General features: G+C 67.8%; 21 protein-coding genes and 3 tRNA genes. 4 read left to right on the top strand and 20 right to left on the bottom strand.

Annotation, left to right across the window (positions count from 1 at the left end; translation table 11 throughout):
• Window position 1: 1 nt before the first annotated feature.
• Window positions 2-77 (bottom strand) — tRNA-Gly (locus tag D7T59_RS14870).
• Between the two features lie 130 nt (window positions 78-207).
• Here D7T59_RS14870 and D7T59_RS14865 point away from each other — a divergent pair.
• Entirely contained in the window at window positions 208-609 is a 402-nt protein-coding gene (locus D7T59_RS14865) for a hypothetical protein (protein WP_180851566.1), read from the top strand.
• Window positions 602-1,030 (top strand): hypothetical protein, encoded by a 429-nt coding sequence (locus tag D7T59_RS14860; protein ID WP_180851565.1) that lies wholly within the window; start codon window positions 602-604, stop codon window positions 1,028-1,030. Before D7T59_RS14865 ends, D7T59_RS14860 begins: the two co-directional genes overlap by 8 nt.
• A gap of 21 nt (window positions 1,031-1,051) precedes the next feature.
• Here the strand turns inward: D7T59_RS14860 and D7T59_RS14855 are convergent, their stop codons facing one another.
• The 4 genes from D7T59_RS14855 to D7T59_RS14840 are packed head-to-tail and all read right to left on the bottom strand — an operon-like array spanning window position 1,052 to window position 5,307.
• On the bottom strand, window positions 1,052-1,972 hold the full coding sequence (locus D7T59_RS14855; RefSeq protein WP_180851564.1) for an HlyD family secretion protein: 921 nt from the start codon (window positions 1,970-1,972) through the stop codon (window positions 1,052-1,054).
• A complete protein-coding gene (locus D7T59_RS14850) occupies window positions 1,969-2,697 on the bottom strand; it encodes an ABC transporter ATP-binding protein (protein ID WP_164136068.1) in 729 nt (242 codons plus the stop codon). Before D7T59_RS14850 ends, D7T59_RS14855 begins: the two co-directional genes overlap by 4 nt.
• A gap of 10 nt (window positions 2,698-2,707) precedes the next feature.
• On the bottom strand, window positions 2,708-3,847 hold the full coding sequence (locus D7T59_RS14845) for an ABC transporter permease (protein WP_180851563.1): 1,140 nt from the start codon (window positions 3,845-3,847) through the stop codon (window positions 2,708-2,710).
• Window positions 3,844-5,307 carry an efflux transporter outer membrane subunit gene (locus D7T59_RS14840; RefSeq protein ID WP_180851562.1) on the bottom strand — a complete coding sequence of 488 codons (1,464 nt, stop codon included), beginning with the start codon at window positions 5,305-5,307 and terminating at the stop codon, window positions 3,844-3,846. Before D7T59_RS14840 ends, D7T59_RS14845 begins: the two co-directional genes overlap by 4 nt.
• Before the next feature lie 259 nt (window positions 5,308-5,566).
• Here D7T59_RS14840 and D7T59_RS14835 point away from each other — a divergent pair, with 259 nt between their 5' ends.
• Window positions 5,567-5,845 carry a hypothetical protein gene (locus D7T59_RS14835; protein ID WP_343203073.1) on the top strand — a complete coding sequence of 93 codons (279 nt, stop codon included), beginning with the start codon at window positions 5,567-5,569 and terminating at the stop codon, window positions 5,843-5,845.
• A gap of 67 nt (window positions 5,846-5,912) precedes the next feature.
• Here the strand turns inward: D7T59_RS14835 and D7T59_RS14830 are convergent.
• From D7T59_RS14830 to D7T59_RS14820, 3 genes are all read right to left on the bottom strand, one after another.
• Window positions 5,913-5,988: transfer RNA gene (locus D7T59_RS14830), tRNA-Gly, on the bottom strand.
• Between the two features lie 116 nt (window positions 5,989-6,104).
• Window positions 6,105-7,211: an NAD(P)/FAD-dependent oxidoreductase gene (locus tag D7T59_RS14825; RefSeq protein WP_180851561.1), complete on the bottom strand. Its 1,107-nt coding sequence runs from the start codon at window positions 7,209-7,211 to the stop codon at window positions 6,105-6,107.
• Between the two features lie 133 nt (window positions 7,212-7,344).
• A complete protein-coding gene (locus D7T59_RS14820; protein ID WP_180851560.1) occupies window positions 7,345-8,556 on the bottom strand; it encodes an FAD-dependent oxidoreductase in 1,212 nt (403 codons plus the stop codon).
• Window positions 8,557-8,839: 283 nt separating this feature from the next.
• Here D7T59_RS14820 and D7T59_RS14815 point away from each other — a divergent pair, with 283 nt between their 5' ends.
• Window positions 8,840-9,400 carry an RrF2 family transcriptional regulator gene (locus D7T59_RS14815; protein ID WP_164136073.1) on the top strand — a complete coding sequence of 187 codons (561 nt, stop codon included), beginning with the start codon at window positions 8,840-8,842 and terminating at the stop codon, window positions 9,398-9,400.
• A 68-nt stretch (window positions 9,401-9,468) separates the two neighbouring features.
• On the opposite strand, the gene D7T59_RS14810 is transcribed toward D7T59_RS14815, so the two are convergent.
• From D7T59_RS14810 to D7T59_RS14755, 12 genes are all read right to left on the bottom strand, one after another.
• Window positions 9,469-9,544 (bottom strand) — tRNA-Gly (locus D7T59_RS14810).
• A gap of 237 nt (window positions 9,545-9,781) precedes the next feature.
• On the bottom strand, window positions 9,782-10,408 hold the full coding sequence (gene pgsA / locus D7T59_RS14805) for a CDP-diacylglycerol--glycerol-3-phosphate 3-phosphatidyltransferase (RefSeq protein WP_012510614.1): 627 nt from the start codon (window positions 10,406-10,408) through the stop codon (window positions 9,782-9,784).
• Window positions 10,409-10,426: 18 nt separating this feature from the next.
• Window positions 10,427-12,271 carry an excinuclease ABC subunit UvrC gene (gene uvrC, locus D7T59_RS14800; RefSeq protein ID WP_164136074.1) on the bottom strand — a complete coding sequence of 615 codons (1,845 nt, stop codon included), beginning with the start codon at window positions 12,269-12,271 and terminating at the stop codon, window positions 10,427-10,429.
• Window positions 12,268-13,680 carry a hypothetical protein gene (locus D7T59_RS14795; RefSeq protein WP_164136075.1) on the bottom strand — a complete coding sequence of 471 codons (1,413 nt, stop codon included), beginning with the start codon at window positions 13,678-13,680 and terminating at the stop codon, window positions 12,268-12,270. The genes uvrC and D7T59_RS14795 overlap by 4 nt, the downstream gene beginning before the upstream one ends.
• On the bottom strand, window positions 13,677-14,165 hold the full coding sequence (locus tag D7T59_RS14790) for a low molecular weight protein-tyrosine-phosphatase (protein ID WP_180851559.1): 489 nt from the start codon (window positions 14,163-14,165) through the stop codon (window positions 13,677-13,679). Before D7T59_RS14790 ends, D7T59_RS14795 begins: the two co-directional genes overlap by 4 nt.
• Window positions 14,162-14,935, bottom strand: a complete 774-nt coding sequence (kdsB, locus tag D7T59_RS14785) for a 3-deoxy-manno-octulosonate cytidylyltransferase (protein ID WP_180851558.1) — start codon at window positions 14,933-14,935, stop codon at window positions 14,162-14,164. Before kdsB ends, D7T59_RS14790 begins: the two co-directional genes overlap by 4 nt.
• A gap of 74 nt (window positions 14,936-15,009) precedes the next feature.
• Window positions 15,010-16,029 (bottom strand): tetraacyldisaccharide 4'-kinase, encoded by a 1,020-nt coding sequence (gene lpxK, locus D7T59_RS14780; protein ID WP_164136078.1) that lies wholly within the window; start codon window positions 16,027-16,029, stop codon window positions 15,010-15,012.
• Window positions 16,029-17,777 carry a lipid A export permease/ATP-binding protein MsbA gene (msbA, locus tag D7T59_RS14775; RefSeq protein ID WP_164136079.1) on the bottom strand — a complete coding sequence of 583 codons (1,749 nt, stop codon included), beginning with the start codon at window positions 17,775-17,777 and terminating at the stop codon, window positions 16,029-16,031. Before msbA ends, lpxK begins: the two co-directional genes overlap by 1 nt.
• Entirely contained in the window at window positions 17,774-18,196 is a 423-nt protein-coding gene (locus D7T59_RS14770) for an ExbD/TolR family protein (RefSeq protein WP_004152323.1), read from the bottom strand. The genes msbA and D7T59_RS14770 overlap by 4 nt, the downstream gene beginning before the upstream one ends.
• A 3-nt stretch (window positions 18,197-18,199) precedes the next feature.
• Window positions 18,200-18,862, bottom strand: coding sequence for a MotA/TolQ/ExbB proton channel family protein (locus D7T59_RS14765; RefSeq protein WP_049432517.1), 663 nt, complete (start codon window positions 18,860-18,862; stop codon window positions 18,200-18,202).
• A gap of 3 nt (window positions 18,863-18,865) precedes the next feature.
• The gene (locus D7T59_RS14760; protein ID WP_180851557.1) at window positions 18,866-21,265 is read right to left on the bottom strand and encodes a DNA internalization-related competence protein ComEC/Rec2; all 2,400 of its coding nucleotides are present in this window, start codon (window positions 21,263-21,265) and stop codon (window positions 18,866-18,868) included.
• Between the two features lie 59 nt (window positions 21,266-21,324).
• The gene (locus D7T59_RS14755) at window positions 21,325-22,668 is read right to left on the bottom strand and encodes a sensor histidine kinase (RefSeq protein ID WP_180851556.1); all 1,344 of its coding nucleotides are present in this window, start codon (window positions 22,666-22,668) and stop codon (window positions 21,325-21,327) included.

Genomic DNA, 22,668 nt, shown 5'->3' with positions numbered 1-22,668 from the left:
ATGGAGCGGGAAACGAGACTCGAACTCGCGACCTCAACCTTGGCAAGGTTGCGCTCTACCAACTGAGCTATTCCCGCAGATTCCGTTCGACCTGCGTCGAAGGAGCGCTATTGTGTCCAAATTCCTTCACGCCGTCAACAGTCTTCACATCATGCGGTCACGCGCGTCCGCGCTGGGGTACGCTGCCCCGCCCAGCCCCGTTCGCCCATGCTCCTTCGCGGCACGCCCCTGTTGATCGCCCTGCTGCTGCATCTGCTGGTGGCCCTGTTGTACTGGGCACTGATACCGCTGGGAATGAACGCGTATCGCGACCATTTCGGCTTCACCTCGCATCGTGACATCGGCCTGGGCATCGCCCAGTTCCATCTGTTCTGGATGTTCATTGGCGCCCAGCCGCTGATCGCGATGTTGCGGCCGCTGTTCGCCAAGCTGTTGGTGCTGGCGATTCCCCTCGCGTTCGCGAGCTGGACACTGATGCACAACCACCCGCTGCGCCTGCTGTACTTCACCGTCGGGCCCGGCCTGCTGGCACTGGCCGCGATTGCCATATCCGCGTGGTATGCATCACACAACCGCCTGCCTGCCACCACGGACACCGCCGATGCCTAGACGCTACGTCCGCCTGTTCTGGTTGCTGGTTGCGTTGACCTGGCTGGCACTGATCGCCGCGCTGGTCAATGCCGGCTTCACTCCGGACTACTGGCTGCTGCATCGCCTGGAAGGCGCCGAGCTGCCCTACCCGACCAGCACCGTCATCGTGTTCGCCCTGCTGGGTACCGTCGAGCTGGTGGTGGCCGCCCTGATCGTACGGCCGTGGAAACTGAAGCGGCTGTGGTTGCGCCTGCTGATCGCCTTCGCGCTGCTGCTGGCGTGGTCGGTACCGTGGATGCTGTCGGCCATGCACCAGCCACCGGTGCACGGCATGCATCTGCTGTGGCTGCTGCTGCTGGACGTGGGACTGCTGCTGGCGCTGTGCGTGGTATCGGCGGTAAGCGCATGGCGGACACTCAGGCGTCGAGTGGGTTCATAGCCGCCCACCACGACGCCAGGCCTACTTCCGGAACTCCACCCGCACATGCTGGCCGAAGCGCGCCTTGGCCGCGCCGTCGAACTCCAGCACGCACTCCACCACCTTGGCCACGCCACGCCCTGCGTCTTCAGGCAGGCGTGCCTGCGCAAACACCGGACTGATGCGCACCACGCGTGCGGACGGCAGCGTGCCGGTGTTTTCGGCGCCATCGCTGTCCGGCACGATGGTAGCCTTCATGCCCACCTGCACGGCGTCGGCGTAGGCGGCGCTGAGTTCGGCGCGTACCTGCAGCGGCCGCGCCGGCAGCAGCGAGATCGCCGGCTTGCCAGCCTGCACGAAGGCGCCGAGGCCCGGCACCTGGCCGACCACGGTGCCGGCTTCCGGCGCGCTCAGCGACATCTGCTGCAGTTTCAGTCTGGCGTGTTCCAGCTTGTGCTGGGCCATGTCGACCTGCGCACCGGCCACATCGACATCGGCGCGTACGCCAGCCAGCTGCTGCCTGGCCGCGTCGGCCTGCTGGTTCGAGGACACGCCTTCGCTGGCGCCCGTGGACAGGCGCGTGGCGTTGCGCTCCAGTTCGCGCAGCTGCGCCTGGCTGCCCTTCAGGCGGTCATTGGCCAGGGCCAGATCGGCGGCGGCCATCGCCACCTCCTGTTGCAACAGGGCGCCATCCAGCGACAGCAGCAGCTGCCCCTTCTTCACCGTGGCGCCCTCCTTCACCGGCGCGGCAGTGATCGAGCCATCGACCGGCGGCGCCAGTGCGATCAGCCCGCCCTCGACGTCGATGATGCCCCGCGCCACGGCGACCTTGCCGGCGGCAGCAGTGCCCGCCTTGCCTGAGGGTGCCGATGCGGGGGTGGGCGCTTCCCTGGAACAGGCACCGAGCAGCAATGCTGCCGACAGGGCCAGGCTGAGGGGAAGCAGGTGCGACGTCTTGGTCATGGGGCGGACTCTACAGTTTCGTTCTGGCGGCGGTCATCACGGACCATGCCGTCCTCCATGGCGATCACCCGATCGGCATGCCGGATCAGGCGCGGATCGTGGCTCACGCACAGCACGGTGGCGCCATGCGCACGTGCGTAGCGATGCAGGATGTCGATCACGCGCTGGCCGTTCTCGGCATCCAGCGCACTGGTGGGTTCGTCGGCGAAGATCAGCGTCGGCGACTTGGCGAAGGCGCGGGCAACGGCCACACGCTGCTTCTCGCCACCGGACAGCTGCGCCGGGCGCATGTGGCTGCGGTGGCTGAGGCCAACCTCTTCCAGTGCCTTGCGGGCCAGCGGTTCGCTTTCGCGATTGCTCATGCCGCGGTAGCCCAGTGGCAGCTGCACCTGTTCCAGCGCGGTCAGTGCCGGGAACAGGTTGAAGCCCTGGAACACGAAACCGACATGGTGCAGGCGGAAACGCTCCACTTCGCTGCGGCTCATGTGGCCCACATCCTGGCCGAGAGCATGCACGCGACCACCATCGGGTGCGGACAGGCCGGAAAGCAGCGACAACAGCGTGCTCTTGCCGCAGCCGGACGGGCCGGATACCAGGGTCAGCTCGCCGGGATAGATGTCCAGCGACAGGCCACGCAGCACCGGCACCTGCACATCGCCGGACATGAAGCCCTTTTCCAGTGCGTCGGCCTGCAACGTGGGGGCGACGGCATGTTTGGAGGTCATCGGCCAGCCCTCAGCGCAGCAGCAACGATGGATCGGAACGGACCACGCTGCGGACCGCCATGATGCTCGACAGCATGGCCATCACCGCAACCAGCGCCACGCAGCCCAGAATCACCATCGGCGTCAGCTGCACCGGCACGCGCTGGGTCTGCGCGATCAACAGCACCACGGTGCTGAAGGCTGCGGCCAGCAACATGCCCACGCCGCCGATCAGCAAGGCCTGCTCGAACACCACCCGCGCCAGTGCATAGCGACCTGCACCGAGTGCGTTGAGCGTGGCGTACTCGCGTACCGAACCGGCCACCACCGAGGCGAACGACTGGTTGGTGATCACCGCACCGACAAAGCAGACGATGACCGCCATGAACAACACCGCGATGCCAGCGCCGGTATCGAACAGCCAGTACTGCTGCGAGCGGCTGGCGAATTCCGGCGCGGTCCAGAACTCGACCGGTGTGGCCCGGCCCATCGATGCGGCCAAGCGGTCACGCACGCGATCGGCCAGATCAGGCGAGCGCAGGCCCGCCACGAAATAAGTGCTGCCTTCATGCGGATCGGTACCCGCGATGGCGCGCGCGGTATCCAGCGAAGCCAGCACGTTGACGCCACCCAGGCCGCGCAGTCCGGGTTGTGCGGCAACCACGCGCACGGCCTTGCCGTTGATCCAGGCGCGGTTGTTCTGCAGGTCCACGCCCAGCGTATCCAGGTCGGCGCTGTCGACGATCACGGCGCCCGGTTCACGCAGCTGTGCACGCAGATCGGACGGCAGGATGCGCGCGAACATCATCGCGTCATCGCGGGTGGAAATGCCGGACAGGTACACCGACACATTGCCGGTGCCCTGCGCGTTGGAACGCCACTCGCCATCCACCCATTCGTAGGGTTCGACGCGGGTGACCTCCGGATCCATGCGCAGGTGGCTTTCCACGTCCGCGCTGATCGCATGCCCGTAGTTCACGCTCTGGGTGCCGGGGAAACCGGCCCATATATCAGCCGACGATGCTTTCACGTAGATCGCCGCGGTGCCGAAGATGCCCAGCACCAGTGCGGCCTGCACGATCAGCAACACGCCGGCAAAGCACATTGCCAGCACCACCGGCAGGAACCGGCGCCACTCGTAGGCCAGGGTCTTGCGGGCCAGCGCGATCATTGCTGTTCGCCCTCACCCTCGACCGGCAGCGGTGCGCCGCCAAGCGCGCGGTACAGCGACGCAAAGGCGAGCACGCGTGCGCCCTGCGCACCGATCAGGTCGGCCTGCGAGGCCAGCGCGGCACGCTGCGTGTCCAGCCCGTCGAATTCGCTGGACAGGCCCAGCTGAACCTGCCGCGCCTGGCGCCTGACCTGCTGTCCGGCTGCATCGTTGGCCGCGCGCAGCGACTGGATGCTGCTGTCCTGGCGTGCAAGGCTGCCCAGCGCGCCTTCCACTTCACTCACGCCCTCCAGCACTGCCTTGCGATAGCCGAGCAGCGCGGCATCCAGCTGCTTCTCATCGGCCTGGAAACGTGCGCGGCGCTGGCCCCAGTCCCACAGCGGAATATCGATGTACGGGCCTATCGAGGGACTGGAATCGGAGTTGGAACGGGCATTCTGGGTGAGGTTGTAGGCGTACAGGATCGAGCCGCCGAGGCTGACCCGCGGATACATTGCCGCGCGCGCGGAGCCCTTGCTGGCTGCGGCCTGCATCACCTCCGATTCGGCCAGCAGGATCTGTGGCCGGTGGCGCAGCAGATCCGCAGGAACCTGCTGCAGCGAGAACGTGCCCAGCTTCGGCGGCGTGCGGTACGTGCGCCAGGCCGGATCCGGACCGTCACGGCCCAGCAGCAGGGCCAGCGCGCGGGCCGCGTTGTCAGCGTTTTCCCGAGCCTGTGCGATGGCGGCGCGGGTGGCGGCCTGGCGTGCGCGCAGGCGATCCAGTTCGCCCGGTTCATCCAGGCGCAGGCGCTGGCGGACCAGCGCCAGTTGTTCGCCGCGGTCATCCACGGTCTGCTGCTGGGCCAGCAGGTCCTGTTGGGCCTGTGCCACGGCCAGGTCCAGATAGCTGCGCACCACGTCGGCAATCACCGCCACCTGCGCGGCATTGCGCAGCGCCTCGGCATTGCCGGCCGAAGCCTGCGCACTCAGCTGCGCGCTCTCGGCGGCACCGAACAGGCCCAGGTCCCAGATCGCTTCGATGCCGGCATGGAAATAGGTATCGACCGCAGCAGCGTCCTGCACCTGCTTGGCGCTGGCCGATATTTCCGGCAGGAAGCGCGAGTCCGACGTGCCGGCGACGATCCGCACGGCCTGCAGCCGCAGCGTGGCCTGCTGCAGGTCGAGGTTGCCGGCGATGGCCTGGTCGACCAGGCCGTCCAGCGCCGGGTCGGCCAGCACCTTCCACCACTGCCTGGCGTCCACCGCCACGCCCTGCCCCTGCGGCACCTGGGTCCAGGCGCTGGGTGTGCGGTCAGGCAGGTCCGGGACGGACACCGACATGCAGCCAGCCAGAGCCAGGCTTGCCAGCAGCGCGCCGGGGCGCAGCACTGCCTGCAGGGAGAATCCGCGCCCGGTCCTGGGCACTGCCACTGGAGTGATACGCCTGACCACCAGCCCGCCAACGTGTAGAAGGAGCATGAAGGCTACCGTGCGATTGTGGAGCGAACATGGAGAAATGGTCCGAAAAAGGTCACAGCACGCGTGCGGTTCAGGCAACGCTGATCCAGCCTTTCACCACGCTTTCAATGCGTTCTCGACACGAAACACTGGACGACTTTCACGGCGTAATGCACAGTGCGGCACCGTCTTGCCTCAATGCTGCCCGACCGTGAAATACCCCAGCCGCTGGCTGCTGATTGGTTCGATCACGACAGCGACTGCAGGTGGGATCGCGCTCGTGCTGACCACCCCACTGGTCTCGAACGCCCTGCTGCTTCTGATGGAGCGCAGCAACTTCATCCCCGCTGAATCCTCGATCCTCACCTTCGAGCCGTATGCCATCAACCAGGGCTCGTCCAACTACTGGTTGTACGGAAAGGATCGAACCTACTACTACCACTTCACCTACAAGGATGACGTTCCCTACGTCTACATCCCGCAGGACAACCGCTGCCCCGGTTTCGACCAGCAGGATGCCCGGACCTGGTGCATCGCCCAGCCCGGCGAGCCACGCTAGCGCGGCAATGGTGCAACCGGTGTGACAAACGAAAAACGCCCCCTTTCGGGAGCGTTCTTCTTGAATCTGGAGCGGGAAACGAGACTCGAACTCGCGACCTCAACCTTGGCAAGGTTGCGCTCTACCAACTGAGCTATTCCCGCAGATTTCGTTCGACCTGCGTCGAAGGAGCGCTATTGTGTCGATATTGCTGCACGGCGTCAACAGGAATTTTCACCTGCATTGTGGGGCGACGTCCAGACGCCCCCGCCCGCTCTCTTCACGTGCGCAGGCCACGGCGGTGGAAGTAGACCTGCTCGGCGACGCGCCGCGTGACCGCCGTATGCAGCAGCGCGTTGAGCGGCCAGTCGGCCTGCAGGTGATCCATCCCCCAGCGCAACAGGCGCTTGCCATGGAATGCCGGCGCCACCTGCTGCGCCACCCGTTCCGCTTCCGGCCCTTGGCCACGCAGATGGCGGGCAATCGCCTCGCCGACGGCCCAGCCGTGCCGCCACGAGGAGTGGATGCCTCCGGCGGACAAGGGCGAGACGATGCCGGCCGCGTCGCCGGTCAGGATCAGCCGTTGGCGGGTGATCGGACCCTCAAGCCGACCGCAGGGCACCAGGCCGGCGCGGGTGGCCGAGGGGCGCGCCGAAGGCGGAATGCCGACCACGTCGCGCACGTGATCGAGGAAACCATCGATGTCCGGCGGCCGCACCTGTTGCGGGTCATGACGCAGCGCCAACCCCACCTGCAGGCCGGTTGGATTCTGCGCGACCCAGCCGATGTAGCCCGGTGCAAAGCGCTTGCTGACGAACCAATGGAGTGCGTCGCCCTGTGGCAACTGCAGACCGGTGAACTCACGTTCGACGCCGTAGAGGTTGTCACGCACCTGGCCGAGGCCGGTGCGCCGGGCCACGCGTGAACGCGCGCCATCGGCGCCGACCAGATAGGCGCAGCGCCCCGCCGCTTCCACCTGCCAGCCGTCACCACTGCGATGGGCGTCGGTGAAGGACTGCTGCAGGCGCAGGTCGACACCATTGGCGATCAGTTCACTGGCGAGCCAACGCATCAGGTTCGGCGTATCGGTGGTGAGGAAGTAGTAGCCCGGTGCGGCCAGCAACACGCTGCGCAGGTTCGGCGCATACAGGCGCACATTGGCAACGCGTTGCACCAGGTGTTCGGGCATGCGCCCCAGCCAGGTCTGCTCCATCGCCTCTTTCACCACGATGCCGGTGGTGTGCAGGCGCTCGCCGGGGTCGGCCTTGCGTTCCAGCACGCAGACGCGCAGGCCGTATTGGGCGGCAGCCAACGCGCAGGCGGCACCGGCGAAACTTGCGCCTACGATCACTACGTCGTGGTCGTAGGCGGAGGGAGTGTGGGGCATTGCTGCATCGTCCTGGAGGAACGGAGATGCAGCTTCGAGCAGTCGCGTGGTGAGGCGAAGGAGTGGCGGTGAAGTGGGGATGAAGCGCAACGCTCCCTTTCGGGAACGTTGCTTGCAGGACTTCTTTGCGCCGTCAGGCCACCACAATCCTGAGCGGGTCTGCCGACGCGAGGATCTCCGCGCGCTCACCCGTGGGCGGATAGATCCATTCGGTGTTGATCCGCGTCTTGAGCGCCTTGGCCTCGGCGCCTGACAGCACGACCTGACGATCCCAGCCCTCGGTGTAGACAGCCCCCCACGGCCCCAGGTCCAGGCAGGTCACGTACTTGGGCTGCGCATACGGAATCATCGCTTCCCCGATCAGGTCAGCCGCGGCGTTGTGTCCGGCGGAGCGCCCCAGGTTCATCGCGTGCTGGCAGGACATCATCGCCACGTTGCCCTCGTCATCGGTGGCGGCGTGCGCGCAGTCACCGGTAGCGAACACCGCGTCGACACCCTTCGCCTTGAGAGTGCGGTCCACATGCAGGCGACCCACCGCATCGTGCTGGCCGGGAATCTGGGCAGTCAACGCACTGGCACGTGCACCGGCCGTCCAGACAACGGTGGCGGCGTCGATGCGTTCTCCGTTCTCCAGCGTCACGCCACCCGCATCCACGCGTGCGACGCCCGAGCCCAGGCGCCAGGACACGCCCAACTCCTTGAGCGCCTGCGTGATGACCGGGCGTGGGCCTTCGCCCAGGTCCGGGCCCAGCGCGTCGGCACGCTCAACCATGATGACGTCCACCGCAGCATCGGCGCCGAGCACTTCGCGCAGGCGCGCCGGCATTTCCGCTGCGGTTTCGATACCGGTGAAGCCCGCACCGGCGATCACCACCGTATTGCGCGCCGCGCTCTGCGGGCGAGCAGCAAGACTATCCATATGCGCCTGCAGGCGGGCTGCATCGGCAATCTGGTCGACGTTGAAGGCGTGCTGCTGCAAGCCGGGAATGGGCGGGCAGTTCAGACGACTACCGGCGGCCAGCACCAGGCGGTCGTAGTACAGCGTCTGCCCAGCGGAATCGGTACCCGTGCCCACCACCTGCACCTGCTGATTGGCGACATCGATGTGTTCGACGCGGCCGGCAAGATAGCGCACGCCAACGGCATCGAAGATCGCCCGCAGCGGTGCCGTCATGCGCTCCGGCCCCTTTTCGTAGAGGCGCGGGCGCACATGCAGTTCCGGCGACGGCGCAACCAGCACGATCTCCACATCACGGCGCGCGGCCTGGTCGAGAAGACGGGCGGCGGCGAGCGCGCTCCACATGCCGGCAAAGCCAGCGCCGATGACAAGAATGCGTTGGGACACGGAGGAAATCCTTCAGGGAATGGGGTTCAGGCGCCCACATGCCCGGTCGGCATGGGCGTGAATGATGCGCTGCGTATCCGCACCACGTAACGCGGATCATATGAGTCCGCGTTACTTGGTGCAAGCGCCTGAACGCGGCACCGTTCAGGACAGCGCCTCCCTGCCCCGCCCCCTTTCCCTGCCACAACGCCAATGAAATCAAAGATCTGCATGAAGCTGCGCAGGGTTGCGGCAGGTAACTCAGGCCCCTATAGTCCGCGTTATATTTTCCTGGACCGGTTCCATGGCCCACATTGGAACGGGCGTCGAGTACGCCCTGCACTGCCTGCTCTGGTTGGTTCCGCCGCTGGAACAACGCCCGAGCAGCCGCGACCTGGCTGAACTGCAGGGTGTGCCTGCGGCCTTCATGGCAAAGATCTTCCCCAAGCTGGAGAAAGCGGGAATCGTCGAGTCCACTGGCGGCATCCGCGGCGGCTACCAGTTGGCGCGTGCACCCGAGGACATCAGCGTGCTGGATGTGGTCGACGCCGTTGAGGGACAGAAGGCACTGTTCGACTGCCAGGAAATCCGTGGGCGCTGCGCACTGTTCGATGGCAGCCCGCCGCGATGGGCCAACCGTGGCGTGTGCGGTATCCACGCGGTGATGATCAATGCGCAGAAGGCCATGCGCGAAGAACTGGCGCGTTCCAGCCTGGCCTCGATTGCCGAGGGCGTGCAGGGCAAGGGCCGCCCGGCGAGCTTCGCGGGCGACGTGCAGGAGTGGTTTGCCGACCGCCAGCTGGCACGCGAGGAAGCACGCATCACCGGCATGCGTTCGCGCGCGGCGGCGCAGGATGATGATTGATCTGCGGGGACACTACGCTGCCGCGCATAACGAAAAACGCTCCCTTGCGGGAGCGTTTTTCTTGAATCTGGAGCGGGAAACGAGACTCGAACTCGCGACCTCAACCTTGGCAAGGTTGCGCTCTACCAACTGAGCTATTCCCGCTTGGGAGGCGAAATTCTACCTGTTCCAAGGATGGCGTCAAGCGCTTTTTTTCAGGGAATGCGGGATGCCTGGCGCCGCGTATCCACGCATGGCGTGGATCTACTACAGCATCCCCGCAAACCGATGGATCCGCATCATCCGTGGATGCAGCATTTCCAGTAGATCCACGCCATGCGTGGATGCCAGCATCGATGGCGTCAGAGCCCCTTGCTTCGGAAAGGGATCCGACCCCGGTGCTCAGTTGCCCAGCTTCTTCTGCCGCGCACGCTCGCGCGCCGCGCGCTCGTCATCGCGCAGGCTCGGCCAGGCGGCGTGCAGGTACTGCAGGCCCGACCACAGGGTCAGCACGGCGGCAATCGCCAGCGTCCAGTCGCCGATGTGGAACACCGGCCAGCCCATCCAGATGTCTTCCACCGGCACGTTCGGCGCCACTGAATACAGCAGGCACAGCAGCGCGACCATCTGCGCGGTGGTCTTGACCTTGCCGATCATCGCCACGCGCACCTTGGCGCGCTGGCCCAGTTCGGCCATCCATTCGCGCAGCGCCGACACCGCGATCTCACGACCAACGATCACCGCCGCCCAGAACGCCATCCACGGCGTCGGGTGGCCCTGCACGATCAGGAACAGCGCCACCGCCACCATCAGCTTGTCCGCGACCGGGTCGAGGAAGGCACCGAAGGCCGACTCCAGCTGGTAGCGGCGGGCGATCCAGCCGTCGAGCCAGTCGGTGATCGCGGCCAGGCCGAAGATCGCCGCCGAAGCGAAGTTGGTCCAGGTGTAGGGCAGGTAGAACACCAGCACCAGCACCGGGATCATCACGATCCGCAACAACGTCAGCCAGGTGGGCAGGGTCAACTTCATGCTTGCGTGCTTCTCTCTCTACTCGGCCGCATCGGGCGTGGCCAACCCGTGCAGGTTAGCGTAGATGCGTGCCGCAAGGGCGTCATTGATGCCTTCCACCTTGGCGATTTCCGCTTCACCGGCCGCTTTCAGGCCGACCAGGCCACCGAAATGCTTGAGCAGGCTGGCGCGGCGGCGCGGCCCGATGCCGGGGATGTCCTCCAGCTTGCTGGTCATCCGTGCCTTCTGGCGGCGGCCGCGATGGCCGGTGATGGCGAAGCGGTGCGCCTCGTCGCGCACCTGCTGGATGAACTGCAGCGCCGGATTGGCCGCGCCCGGGCGCAGCTCGCGGCCATCGGGCATCACCAGCGCTTCGTGGCCGGCGCGGCGCTCCACGCCCTTGGCCACGCCCACCAGCAGCACGCCTTCCACGCCAAGGTCGGCCAGTGCGGCCTGGGCCTGCGCCAACTGGCCGGCACCACCGTCGATAAGCAGGACGTCCGGCAGCACGCCCTGCTCTTCCACCGCACGGCGGAAGCGGCGATCGATGGCCTGGCGCATGGCGGCATAGTCATCGCCCGGCTCGATGCCGCTGATGTTGAAACGGCGGTACTGCGCGCGCACCGGACCGGCGGCGTCGAACACCACGCACGAGGCCACGGTGGCCTCGCCCAGCGTGTGGCTGATGTCGAAGCATTCCACGCGCTTGACCGGCTCGGCCAGGCCCAGCATGTCGCGCAGCGCATCGCTGCGCGCGTGCTGCGCGTTGCGGCTGTTGAGTTCGGTGGCCAGGGTCAGCTGCGCGTTGCGGCTGGCCAGTTCCACGTAGCCGGCGCGCTCGCCGCGCACATTCCACTTCAGCTGCACCTTGCGCTCGGCCGAGGCTGACAGCGCGGCAACCAGCAGGTCAGCATCCGGGATTTCGCGGTCCAGCAGGATCTCGCGCGGCGGCTCGAACTCGATGTAGTACTGCGAAACGAACGCGGCCAGCACTTCCTCCGGGCTTTCCTCGCCGTTGGTGCGCGGGAAGAACGGGCGGGTGCCGAGGTTGCGGCCATCACGGAAGGCCAGCAGCAGCACGCAGGCCTGCGAGCCCTGCATGGCCACCGCCAGCACGTCCAGGTCGGCGGCGCGGCCGTCCACATACTGGCGGGTCTGCATGCTGCGCAGCGAGGAAATCAGGTCACGAAGGCGCGCGGCCTGTTCGAACTCCAGTGCCTCGCTGGCGGCCTGCATCTGCTCGCCCAGCTCACGGGTCAGCTCGTCACTCTTGCCTTCCAGGAACAGCGCGGCGCGGCGCACCGATTCGGCGTAGTCCGGCGCCGGCACCAGCTCCACGCAGGGCGCGCTGCAGCGGCCGATCTGGTACTGCAGGCACGGCCGCGAACGGTTGCGGAACACGCTGTCCTCGCAGCTGCGCAGCTTGAACAGCTTGTGCATCAGGTTCAGCGTCTCGCGCACCGCAGTGACGCCGGGATACGGCCCGAAATAGCGCCCGGGAATGGCACGCGGGCCGCGATGCAGCGCGATGCGCGGCCAGTCCTCACGGGTCAGCAGCACATGCGGATAGGTCTTGTCGTCGCGCAGCGAGACGTTGTAACGCGGCGACAGCGACTTGATCAGCTGGTTTTCCAGCAGCAGCGCTTCGGCTTCCGAACGCGTGACGGTCACGTCCATGCGCACGATCTGCGAGATCATCGACATGATCCGTGCATTCTTCGGGCTGCCGTTGAAATAGCTGCCAACACGGTTGCGCAGCGCACGCGCCTTGCCGACATACAGCAGGGTGTCGTCGGCAGCGTACATGCGGTACACACCGGGGGCGGTACTGAGCTGGGCCGCGAAGGCCTTGCCGTCGAAGGCCGGGGCGGGAACGTCGGTCATTCGCTGATCGGCACTTCGCTGAGCACGCCGCTTTCGGGGTCGAATCGCAGTATGGCGTGGGCATCGGTCTCGGCGATCCACACCGCACCGGCACCCACGGCCAGACCGGCCGGGCCATGCAGGCGGCGCGGCAGCGGCTGGGTCGTCAGTTCGCCACCGCCCAGGCGCAGCGTGCGCAGGCGGCCATTGCCGGTATCGGCAATCCACAGCAGCGGCGCATCCGGACTCAGCGCGATCGCCTGTGGGAACTGCAGGCTGGCCTGCGCGCGCGGGCCATCTTCATCACCGAAACGCCAGGGGCCCTGCCCGACCAGCGTCTGCACCAGATCCCCGCGCAGCTGCAGTGCACGGATCGAGGAGCCCAGCGCATCGGCCACGTACAGCACCTGCTGCACCACGGCCAGTGCGGTCGGCTGTGCGAACGCGGCCAGGTGGCCGCTGCCATCACGCTCGTCGATGGCACCGCTGCCGGCGCGCCACTGCAGGCTGCGCTGCCCGAGGTGGTAGCTCCAGATGCGGTTGTCGCCGGCCATGGCGATGTGCAGCTGGTTGTCGGCGATGGCCAGGCCGACCGGGTGGTCCAGCGAGACCTGCCGCGCCTGCGCTACCGGGCCCTCCGCCGGCGCACCGGGGCGGCCATTGCCGCACAGCGTGTCGACGATGCCGGTCAGCAGGTTGATGCGGCGCACGGCATGGTTGCCGGTATCGGCCACGTACAGCGCGTCGCGCTCCAGCACCAGCGCCTGCGGACGATGGAACGCCGCTTCGGCAAGGTTGCCGTCCATGAAATCGGCCGTCCCCAACCCGAACTGGCGCAGGATGCGCCCGCCATGGCTGCATTCGAGGATGCGGTGATGGCCACTGTCGGCGATGTACAGGCGTTCGGTGCTGACCGCCAGGCCCAGCGGAAAACGCAGGGCCTGCCGCGGCTCCGGATGCAGTTCGGTACCGCCACGCGGCGGCGCCGACGGCGCGCCGTGGCACAGCGCATTCAACGCACGCTCAAGGTCTCCCGGGGCACCCAGCCCGACCAGCCGTTGCTGTTCGCGCCCCTGCGCGTCCAGCAGCACCACGGTCGGCCACGATGTGATGCCGAAGCGACGCCAGCCATCCCAGTCGGCATCGAGCAGGACTGGCATTGACAGCCCTTGGCGCCGCAGCAGTTTCAGTGCGGCGCCGGCGTCACGCTCGAAATCGAAGCGCGGTACCTGCAACACCAGCGGCTGCAGCATGCCGGGGTGACGCGACAGCCACTGACCGAACTCGGCCAGGCGCTGCGCGCTCCAGGCAGACGCGGCGTTGACGAACAACAGCGCCACCGGCCGACCACGCAGTTCGGTCAGGGTGCAGGGGGCGGCATTGAGCCAGGTGGCGAACTCGGGCAGGTCCGGGACGGGCTGGACGTTCATGGCCCGATTATGCCGGAGTCGGCGTCATGCAACAGTCGTGCCACTGCACGTTTTGCAGCATTGTCGACCAGCGTCCAGACCTGTTCGAAGTGATCGCTGCCGCCGGTGTAGGGGTCTGGAATGGCCACCCGCCCCTCCCCGCCCGACCAGGGCAGGTACAGCGCCAGCCGCTCGCGCTGGGCAGGTGCAGCCAAGCGTCCCGCATCCCGCAGGTTCGCCTCGTCGGCGCACAGGATCCAGTCGAAGCGGTCGAAATCCACGGCCTGCAGCTGGCGCGCACGCAGGCCGCCGATGTCCACGCCATGCCCGGCCGCACAGGCAATCGCGCGCCGGTCCGGCGGCTCGCCGACATGCCAGTCGCCGGTGCCGGCCGAATCCACCTGCACCCGCCCCGCCAGCGGTGAAGCGTCCAGGCGTGCGCGGAGCGCACCTTCGGCCATCGGCGAACGGCAGATGTTGCCGAGGCAGACGACCAGCAGCCTCATTGCGCGACCAGCGTCTGCAGCAACGCTTCAGCGCGTTCCAGATCCTCGGGCGTGTCGATGCCGGGCGGGAACGGTTCCGGCGAGATCGCCACGCTGATCGGATGGCCCGCTTCCAGCACCCGCAGCTGCTCCAGCGATTCAACCTGCTCCAGCTGGCCCGGCGGCATCGCCGCGAACTGCTGCAGGAAACCGGCGCGGTAGCCGTAGATGCCGATGTGGCGCAGCCAGGCATGCCCTTCGGGCAGCGTGTCGCGGCTGCGCGCGAAACCATCGCGGTGCCAGGCGATCGGTGCGCGGCTGAAGTACATCGCCTCGTTGCGCACGTTGCGCACCAGCTTGACCACATTCGGGTCGAACAGCGTCTGCGCGTCCTCGACGGAGGTGGCCAGGGTCGACATGGGTGCGTTGCCACCGACCAGCGCTTCGGCCACCGCACGGATGCCGGCCGCAGGCGCGAACGGTTCGTCGCCCTGCAGGTTGACCACCACGGTGTCGTCGGCCCAGCCGGCAATGCGCGCACATTCGGCCAGGCGGTCGGTTCCGGACGCATGCGATGTGGCGGTCATCGCCACCTTCACCTCGGCCAGCCCGGACAGTGCGTCGGCAATGCGTTGATCGTCGGTAGCGACCCATACCTCGCCGGCGCCCGCCTGCAGCGCGCGGCGCGCCACGTGCAGCACCAGCGGCTCACCACCCAGCAGACGCAGCGGCTTGCCCGGCAGCCGCGAGGCGGCATAGCGGGCCGGGATGGCGACAACGAATTCAGTCATGGGGCGATACTCGGCAGGCTCGTTACAACGGGGATGCGGCCGGCGACGCGTGAATGCAAGCGTCGCCGCGCCACTCAGTTCGGTCGCAGCTTGTCCAGGCGGTCAGTCAGCGCCACCCAGAACGCGGCGGGCAGCTCGGCACGCAACGGCACCGCGTAATGCCAATCGTTGCCGAACGCGCGGCATTTCACCGCGTCCTTCTCGGTCATCAGCACCGGCAGCTGGCTGCCGAAGGACAGGTCCTGCGGCTGGTAGGCCTGGTGGTCGGCGAAGGCATGCGGCACCACGCCGATGCCACGCGCGCGCAGCATGTCGAAGAAGCGCTGTGGATGGGCGATGCCGGCCACCGCATGAACACGCTGGCCCTTGAAGTACGACAACGGGCGCGCGCGGCCACCGGCCAGCGGCTGCGCACTGTCGATGTGCAGGGCCATCGGCCACTGGCCGAAACCGCAGGCCTGGGCCGCGGTTTCCTCATCGGCCTGGCCCAGATTGACCACGCGGAAATCACATTCGCCGGCCCGGCTGACCGGCTCGCGCAGCGGTCCGGCCGGAATCATCCGGCCGTTGCCGTAGCGACGCTGGGCATCGACCACTTCGATCTCGATGTCGCGCGCCAGCCGGTAGTGCTGCAGGCCGTCATCGCAGACGATCACATCGCAACCGGCCTGGATCAGCGCCTTGCCCGCGGCAACCCGGTCAGCGTCCACGCGTACCGGCACGCCGGTCTTCCAGGCGATCAGCACCGGTTCGTCACCCCCCTTGGCAGTTGGCGTGTCGGCCTGCACCCACAGCGGCTTGTCGGCGTCTTCGCGGCCATAGCCACGGCTGGCGACGCCGGGCTTCCAGCCAGCCGCGCGCAGGCGCTCGACCAGGGCGATGGTCAGCGGCGTCTTGCCGGTGCCGCCGGCGGTGATGTTGCCAACCACGATGACCGGCACCGGCAGCGCGTAGCGCTTGCGCCAGCCACGCCGGTAGGCGCGGCGGCGCAGCGCGGTGACGCCGGCATACAGCGGTGCCAGCAGGCGCATCGCCCACGGAACCGGGCTGCCGTCGTACCAGTACGGCGGGGTCTGGGTACCCTTGCCAGCCATCAGTCCTGCCTTTCGCGGAACTGCATGCTGTGCAGATGCTGGTACAGGCCACCCATGGCAAGCAGCTCCTTGTGGGTACCCCGTTCGACGATGCGGCCGTGGTCCATCACCAGCACCAGGTCGGCATGCTCGATGGTCGACAGGCGGTGCGCGATGACCAGCGTGGTGCGTTCGGGCATCAGGCGCTGCAGCGCATCCTGCACCAGTCGCTCGGACTCGTTGTCCAGCGCAGCAGTGGCTTCGTCGAGGATCAGGATCGGCGCGTCACGCAGGATCGCGCGGGCGATCGCCAGGCGCTGGCGCTGGCCGCCGGACAGCAGCGCGCCGTTCTCGCCGACCGGGGTCTGCAGCTGCTGTGGCATGCGCGCGATGAACTCCCACGCATTGGCCGCTTCGGCCGCTGCACGGATCTGGTCTTCGCTCGCTTCCATGCCATAGGCGATGTTGGCGGCGATGGTGTCGTCGAACAGCATGACCTTCTGCCCGACCATCGCCACCTGGCGACGCAGGTCGGCCAACGGATAGTCATCCAGCGCGACGCCATCGAGGGTGATGACACCGCCGCTGGGCTCGTAGAAGCGCGGCACCAGCCGGATCAGACTGGTCTTGCCACTGCCGGAACGACCCACGATGGCGGTGACCGTGCCGGGCTTCGCCACGAAACTGATGTCGTCCAGGGCAATGCCGCTGTCCTCGCGGTAGCGCAGCATGACGTGGTCGAAGGCCAGCTCGCCGCGCACGCGCTGCACGTTGTTGCGGCCCTCGTCACGCTCGACCTGCATGTCGAGGATGCCGAACAGGCGCTCTGCGGCGGCCACGCCGCGCGAGATCGAGGTCTGCACGCTGGTCAGGCGGCGCAGCGAAGGAATGATGGCCATCATCGAGGTCATCAGGCCCATGAACTGGCCAGCGTTGAGGCGGCCGGCCAGCGCTTCGCGGGTCGATACCCAGACGATCACCGCCAGCGCCAGTGCGGCCAGGAACTGCACCACGCTGGACGCCGCCGCACGGGTGACTTCCACCTTCATGTTCAGCGACAGCATGCGGTTGGCCAGGCGCGAATAGCGCGAGATCTCATGCTGCTGGGTGCCATGCACCTTCACTTCCTGCTGCGCCGCCAGCGACTGTTCGGCGGTCTGCGCCATCGAACCCATGCCGTCCTGGATACCGCGGCTGATGCGGCGGTAGCGCTTGCCCACGTAGGACACGATCACGCCGATCAGCGGCACCACCACCAGCATGGCCACGGTGACCTTCACGCTCATCTGCAGCATTACCGCCAGCATGGCGATGATGGTCAGGGTGTCGGCCACCACGGTCTTGAGTGCATCGGCACTGGCCTGGGTGACCTGTTCGGTGTCGAAGTTCAGGCGGCTGACCATCACCGGCGTCGCTTCGGTATCGAAGTGCGAGGACGGCAGGTGCAGGTACTTGGCCAGCACCTGCTCACGCAGGTCGCGGACCACGCTGCGGCCGGTCTTGGCCAGCGCATAGTCGCTTACCCAGGTGGCGACGCTGCGCATCAGGAACAGGCCGAGGATGGTCAGCGGCAGGATCACCGCCATGCGCGGTTCCGGGTTGACGAAACCACGGTTGACCAGCGGTTCCATCAACTTGGTGAAGTGGTAGCCGGCCAGGGCTTCGACCACCATGGCGATGACTGCGGCCACCATGAACACCCAGTAGGCGCGGGTGTACCCCAGCAGACGTTTGTAGATCGGCCACACCGGCGCGTGATTGGAACTCATGGACGCACCTCGGGTGCTGTTGCAATGGCAATACGGCGGAAGCCGAGCTGACCCAGCGCGTCCTGCGCGGTCACCACGGCCTGGTAGGGAGTGCGCGCGTCGGCGCGCAGCAGCACGGTCTGCTCGCGATCGCTGCCGGCCACCGCGGCGATGGTCTGCTTGACCGACTCGACGTCGCTGCGCAGCACTTCCTGGTCATTGATGAAGTAACGGCCTTCGGCATTGATCAGTACGCTGAGCGAGCGTGGCGGCTCGTTGGTCTGCTGCTGGCTGGCGGTCGGCAGCTGCACCTGCAGCGTCGAACGCGCGTCGAAGGTGGTGGTGACCACGAAGAAGATGATCAGCACCAGGATGACGTCGATCAGCGGCACCAGGTCGATATGCGGCTCATCCTGGGATCGGTCGTTGCCGATACGCATCGATCAGGCCTTCGCCGTGGCGGCGCCGGCCTGGCGCGCGGCCGGGGCCGGGTTCATCACCCCGGGGCGGCCGTCGAGCGTATCCAGCAGGGCGCTGGCTTCCTGCTCCATCTCCACCACGTAGCCGTGGATGCGACCCTTGAAGTAGCGATGGAACATCAGCGCCGGGATCGCCACGATCATGCCGGTGGCCGTGCACACCAGCGCCTTGCCGATGCCGCCAGCCAGCTGGTTCACGTCGCCCACGCCGTGGTCGAGGATGCCCAGGAACATCTGGATCATGCCGATCACCGTGCCGAGCAGGCCCAGCAGCGGGCCGGCCGAGGCAATGGTGCCCAGTGCGTTCAGGAATCGCTCCATGCGGTGCACCAGGTGGCGGCCGGTGTCTTCGATGCGCTCGCGGATCTGGTCGCGCGGGCGGTTGCGGGCTTCCAGTGCGGCAGCCAGCAGCGCGCCCAGCGGCGAGTTCGCCCGCAGGGTCTGCAGGTGGGCCGGGTCGAGCTTGCCGCGAGCGGCCCAGTTGCGCACTTCCTGGCCGAGGCCCGGCGGCAGCACTTCAGTCCGCCGAAGGGACCAGAAACGCTCCAGGATGATCGCCAAAGCCAGTACGCCCAACAGCAGCAGCGGCACCATCGGCCAGCCACCGGCCTTGACCAGTTCCCACACGTTTCAACCCTCCGGCCCAACGGCCGCTTGTTCGATCGGCGATAGGATAGCAGCCGACCGCGCCCGCCCAGCGGCATCCCACCACCGGGATGCATGGATGCGCTGTTCACGCAGCTGCAGGCCTTGTGCGCCAAGCCATACGCGGATCGCCCCGGAATCGGCCGTGGCCAGCACTTCCGCGCCCTGCGCCTGCCAGCGCTGGACCACCTCCTGGCGCGGGTGGCCGAAGCGGTTCCGGTGCCCGGCCGAGACCACCGCCAGCCGCGGCGCTACCGCCGCAACCCACGGCGCACTGGAGCTGCCGCCGCTGCCATGGTGCGGCACCAGTACCACATCCGCTTTCAGCGCGTGCGGATACGCCTGCAGCAGCGCCCCCTCGGCCGGGCGACCAATGTCGCCGGGAAGCAGCACCACGCCGTGGCGGCTGGCAATGCGCAGCACGCAGCTGTCCTCGTTTTCGGCCTGCCGGCTGCCCGGCGCGGGGTGCAGGACCTGGAAATCGACCCCGTCCCACTGCCAGCGCGTCCCCTGCTGGCACGGAGCAGCACCGGCGATGGCGCTGCCGGGCGGCGCCAGCAGTTGCAGCCCGGCCAGCTGCCGACGCAGGCCGGGCAGGCTGCCGGTGTGATCCAGGTGGTCATGGCTGAGCATCGCCTGCTGCGGTGGCCCCTGGCCGAGCGCACGCAGCGCCGGAATCAGGATCCGCTCGTTGCCGTCACCACCGGTCGGCGGCCCAACGTCGTACCAGAGCGCGTGCCGGGCCGTGCGCACCAGCACCGCCGTGCCCTGGCCGACATCGTGCACCAGCAGCTCCAGCTCGCCCTCGGCAGGGGCATGCCGTGCCGGCCACAGCAGTGGCAGGCACAACAGCAGGCCAGCGAGGCCACCGCCGGCACCGCGCGGCAGCAGCCACCAGAACACGCCCAGCAAGGCCGCCGGCACCGCCCAGCGCGGCGCCTCGGCCAGCCACCACATCGCCTGCGGGTGCAGCGCCAACGGCCGCAGGGCCTCCCAGCTGACCTCGAACAGCCAGGCCGCGGCGCGCCAGGCCCAACGCCCCGCGCCGTCATGCAGCACGTGCAGGCCCGTACCGAGCAGCGACAGCGGAACAACCAGCATTGTCCACCACGGGATGATCGGCAGATTGACCAGAGGCCCCAGCCGCGCGGTCCCGCCGAACAAGGCAACGCACAGCGGCAGCAGACCGAGGCTGGCAACACCCTGCGCGGCAAGGAACCCGCGCAGCCCGCCACCGATGCCCTCCGGCCCCGTCCTCGGCAGGCACCAGAGCAGCCACAGCACGCCGCCGAAGCTCAGCCAGAATCCAGCCGAGAGCACCGACAGCGGCGCCGGCAACAGCATCACCATCGCGGCCAATGCCAGCCCCTGCCCTGCACCGACCGGGCGACGCCCGGCCCTGGCCAGTGCGACCAGCCCGATCATCAGCGCCGCGCGCACCGTCGGCAGTGCACCACCGGCCGCCACGGCATAGGTGGCTGCGGCCAGCGCCGCGCCCCATGCAGCGGCCTGCGGCCGTGGCCAGTACCGCCCCAGCAGCGGGCACAGCCACCACGACAGGCGGCACAGCAGCACGCCGAAGCCAGCGACCACGCCCACGTGGAAACCGGAAATGGCGACCAGATGGGTCAGGCCCAACGCGCGCAGGTGTTCCCAGTCGACATCGGACAGGCCACGGGTATCGCCCAGTGCCAACGCCTGCACGAACCGTGCGGCAGGATGCGCCACCTGCTCGGCGATCGCGGCACTGCTGCGTTCCCGCCAGGCCTGCAGGCCCTGTGCCGGCAGCCACTCCCGCGCGCTGGCCGGATCACGCACCGAGGCATTGCCGGAGATGCCCCGCAGCACGGCGTGGCGCTCGCCATCGAAGCCACCGGGATTGATCCGTGAACGCGGCGCCCGCACGCGCAACGACAGTTCCCAGTACGCCCCGGCGCGAACCGTATGGCGCCCAGCGTCCGGGCCACGTTGCGGAGGCCCGCGCCACGGATCGTTCCAGGTGACCTGCAGGCGCTTGCCACGCAGCGATGGCAGCGCCTCGGCATCTTCGACATGCAGCACGAAACGCGTGTAGCCGGGCCCCTGCTGCGGAAGGTCGGCAACCCGGCCGCGCACCTGCACATCCTGCGGCGGCGCGCCGGGCGCAAGTTGGCCGTGCAGGACCCAGTGCCCGTGCAGTGTTGCCCATGCCAGGCCGAGCAGGGTCGCGGCCCACGCACGGCCGCGCCAGCGCAGCAGCCAGCCGCTGGCGCCGGCAACTGCCATCGGCACACTCAGCCACAGCGGCAGCAACATCGGCATCTGCACGCAGGCCAGCGCCCCCAGGACCAGGCCTGCGGCGCAGCCAAGGCCGAACAGGGCCGGGGCGGAGCGATCGGGAACCATTCCCCCAGCCTGCCGCTGGAGGTGGCAGGCTGCCTATCGGGCCTTTCCCCGTGTGCCTGTCAGCGCCGTACGGTACCGCGGTGGAAATTGACTCTGAAGCTGGCGCCGCCACCAGCCGCTTCACCGACGCTGACCGAGCCACCGTGGTGCTGCACGATTTCCTTCACCAGGTGCAGGCCCAGGCCACTGCCGCTGCCGGCTGCACGCAGGCGGTGGAAGGGCTCGAAGATCGCTTCGCGGTCACCGACCGGAATGCCGGCGCCCTGGTCACTGACCTCCAGCAGGCCGCGTGCATCCAGGCGCACGCAGATGATGCCGCGGCCACCACCATGGACGATGGCGTTGTGCACCAGGTTGGCGATCACCCGCCCCAGCGCCAGGCTGTCGCCATGGATCCACACGGGCGACTCCGGCGCATCCACCTCGAAGCCATAACCGGCGCCGACCACCAGCGGCGCCAGATCGGCGGCCGCCTCGCGCACCAGCAACGCCAGGTCCAGCCGCTGCAGCGCGCCAACATTGCGATCGAGCCGCTGCAGGTCGAGCAGGTGCTCGGCCACGTTGCCGAGGCGGGCGACATCGGTCAGCAACTGCGATTTCAGTTCCCCCTGCGGCAGCTGCGACAGGCGCGCCTGCACCACCGCGATTGGTACGCGCAGCTCATGCGCGGCATCGGCGAGGAATTTGTCGCGTGCTGCATAGCCCTGCTGCACCTTGTCGATCGCATCGTTGAACGCTTCCACCAACGGTGCAACCTCGGTCGACACCAGCTGCGCATCCAGGCGCGCGCCCGGCTGGCCGATGTCCAGTTCCTTGGCCTGCTGCGCGGAGCGGCGCACGCCGCGCATCGCGCGATGGATCACCGTCGGCATCACCAGCAGCGTGACCACGATCAACGGCAGGAAGAACCACAGGCCGATCAGGCGCAGCACCATCAGCGCGCCATCCAGCAACCCACCCTTTGGAGCGCCACCGACCATCACCGTGATGCGCCGCCCCTCTTCGTTGCGGATCATCACCCGCGCCACATCCAGGTACGGCGGCACCAGCGAACCGAGCTCGGTCGCGCCCAGCGTCGGCAACCGCGCCAGCAGCGGCGCGTGGATGGCCGGAATCGTGCCGCGCTCCAGCCAGACACCCTTGTCGTCGACGGCCGCGAACCAGAGGTTGCCGCCTGCACTGGCATCGAGCTTTTCCCAGCGCGCCTGGTCCAGCACCAGCCGCCCCCCTTCGCTGTGCACCGCCTTGGCCACTGCCTCGGCCATGAACATGTCCATGCCCCAGGTGTCCTTGTCACCCCAGGTCAGGATCAACGCGACCACCGCGAACAGCGCGGTGAAGGCCTGTGCAAGGAACAGGCGCCAGGCCAGGCCCAGGGTGATGGAACGGATCGGACGTGCCAT

Source organism: Stenotrophomonas maltophilia, assembly GCF_013464915.1.
Classification (GTDB): domain Bacteria; phylum Pseudomonadota; class Gammaproteobacteria; order Xanthomonadales; family Xanthomonadaceae; genus Stenotrophomonas; species Stenotrophomonas maltophilia_AT.
This window is presented reverse-complemented; position numbering and strand designations above follow the sequence as displayed.

Coding starts and splice junctions, on each gene's coding strand:
- D7T59_RS14795 (WP_164136075.1), bottom strand. CDS start 13,680: ATGAACGTCCAGCCCGTCCCGGACCTGCCCGAGTTCGCCACCTGGCTC.
- D7T59_RS14855 (WP_180851564.1), bottom strand. CDS start 1,972: ATGACCAAGACGTCGCACCTGCTTCCCCTCAGCCTGGCCCTGTCGGCA.
- kdsB (WP_180851558.1), bottom strand. CDS start 14,935: ATGACTGAATTCGTTGTCGCCATCCCGGCCCGCTATGCCGCCTCGCGG.
- D7T59_RS14815 (WP_164136073.1), top strand. CDS start 8,840: ATGGCCCACATTGGAACGGGCGTCGAGTACGCCCTGCACTGCCTGCTC.
- D7T59_RS14845 (WP_180851563.1), bottom strand. CDS start 3,847: ATGATCGCGCTGGCCCGCAAGACCCTGGCCTACGAGTGGCGCCGGTTC.
- D7T59_RS14865 (WP_180851566.1), top strand. CDS start 208: ATGCTCCTTCGCGGCACGCCCCTGTTGATCGCCCTGCTGCTGCATCTG.
- msbA (WP_164136079.1), bottom strand. CDS start 17,777: ATGAGTTCCAATCACGCGCCGGTGTGGCCGATCTACAAACGTCTGCTG.
- D7T59_RS14755 (WP_180851556.1), bottom strand. CDS start 22,668: ATGGCACGTCCGATCCGTTCCATCACCCTGGGCCTGGCCTGGCGCCTG.
- D7T59_RS14770 (WP_004152323.1), bottom strand. CDS start 18,196: ATGCGTATCGGCAACGACCGATCCCAGGATGAGCCGCATATCGACCTG.
- D7T59_RS14825 (WP_180851561.1), bottom strand. CDS start 7,211: ATGCCCCACACTCCCTCCGCCTACGACCACGACGTAGTGATCGTAGGC.
- uvrC (WP_164136074.1), bottom strand. CDS start 12,271: ATGACCGACGTTCCCGCCCCGGCCTTCGACGGCAAGGCCTTCGCGGCC.
- D7T59_RS14790 (WP_180851559.1), bottom strand. CDS start 14,165: ATGAGGCTGCTGGTCGTCTGCCTCGGCAACATCTGCCGTTCGCCGATG.
- lpxK (WP_164136078.1), bottom strand. CDS start 16,029: ATGGCTGGCAAGGGTACCCAGACCCCGCCGTACTGGTACGACGGCAGC.
- D7T59_RS14760 (WP_180851557.1), bottom strand. CDS start 21,265: ATGGTTCCCGATCGCTCCGCCCCGGCCCTGTTCGGCCTTGGCTGCGCC.
- pgsA (WP_012510614.1), bottom strand. CDS start 10,408: ATGAAGTTGACCCTGCCCACCTGGCTGACGTTGTTGCGGATCGTGATG.
- D7T59_RS14860 (WP_180851565.1), top strand. CDS start 602: ATGCCTAGACGCTACGTCCGCCTGTTCTGGTTGCTGGTTGCGTTGACC.
- D7T59_RS14850 (WP_164136068.1), bottom strand. CDS start 2,697: ATGACCTCCAAACATGCCGTCGCCCCCACGTTGCAGGCCGACGCACTG.
- D7T59_RS14840 (WP_180851562.1), bottom strand. CDS start 5,307: ATGCTCCTTCTACACGTTGGCGGGCTGGTGGTCAGGCGTATCACTCCA.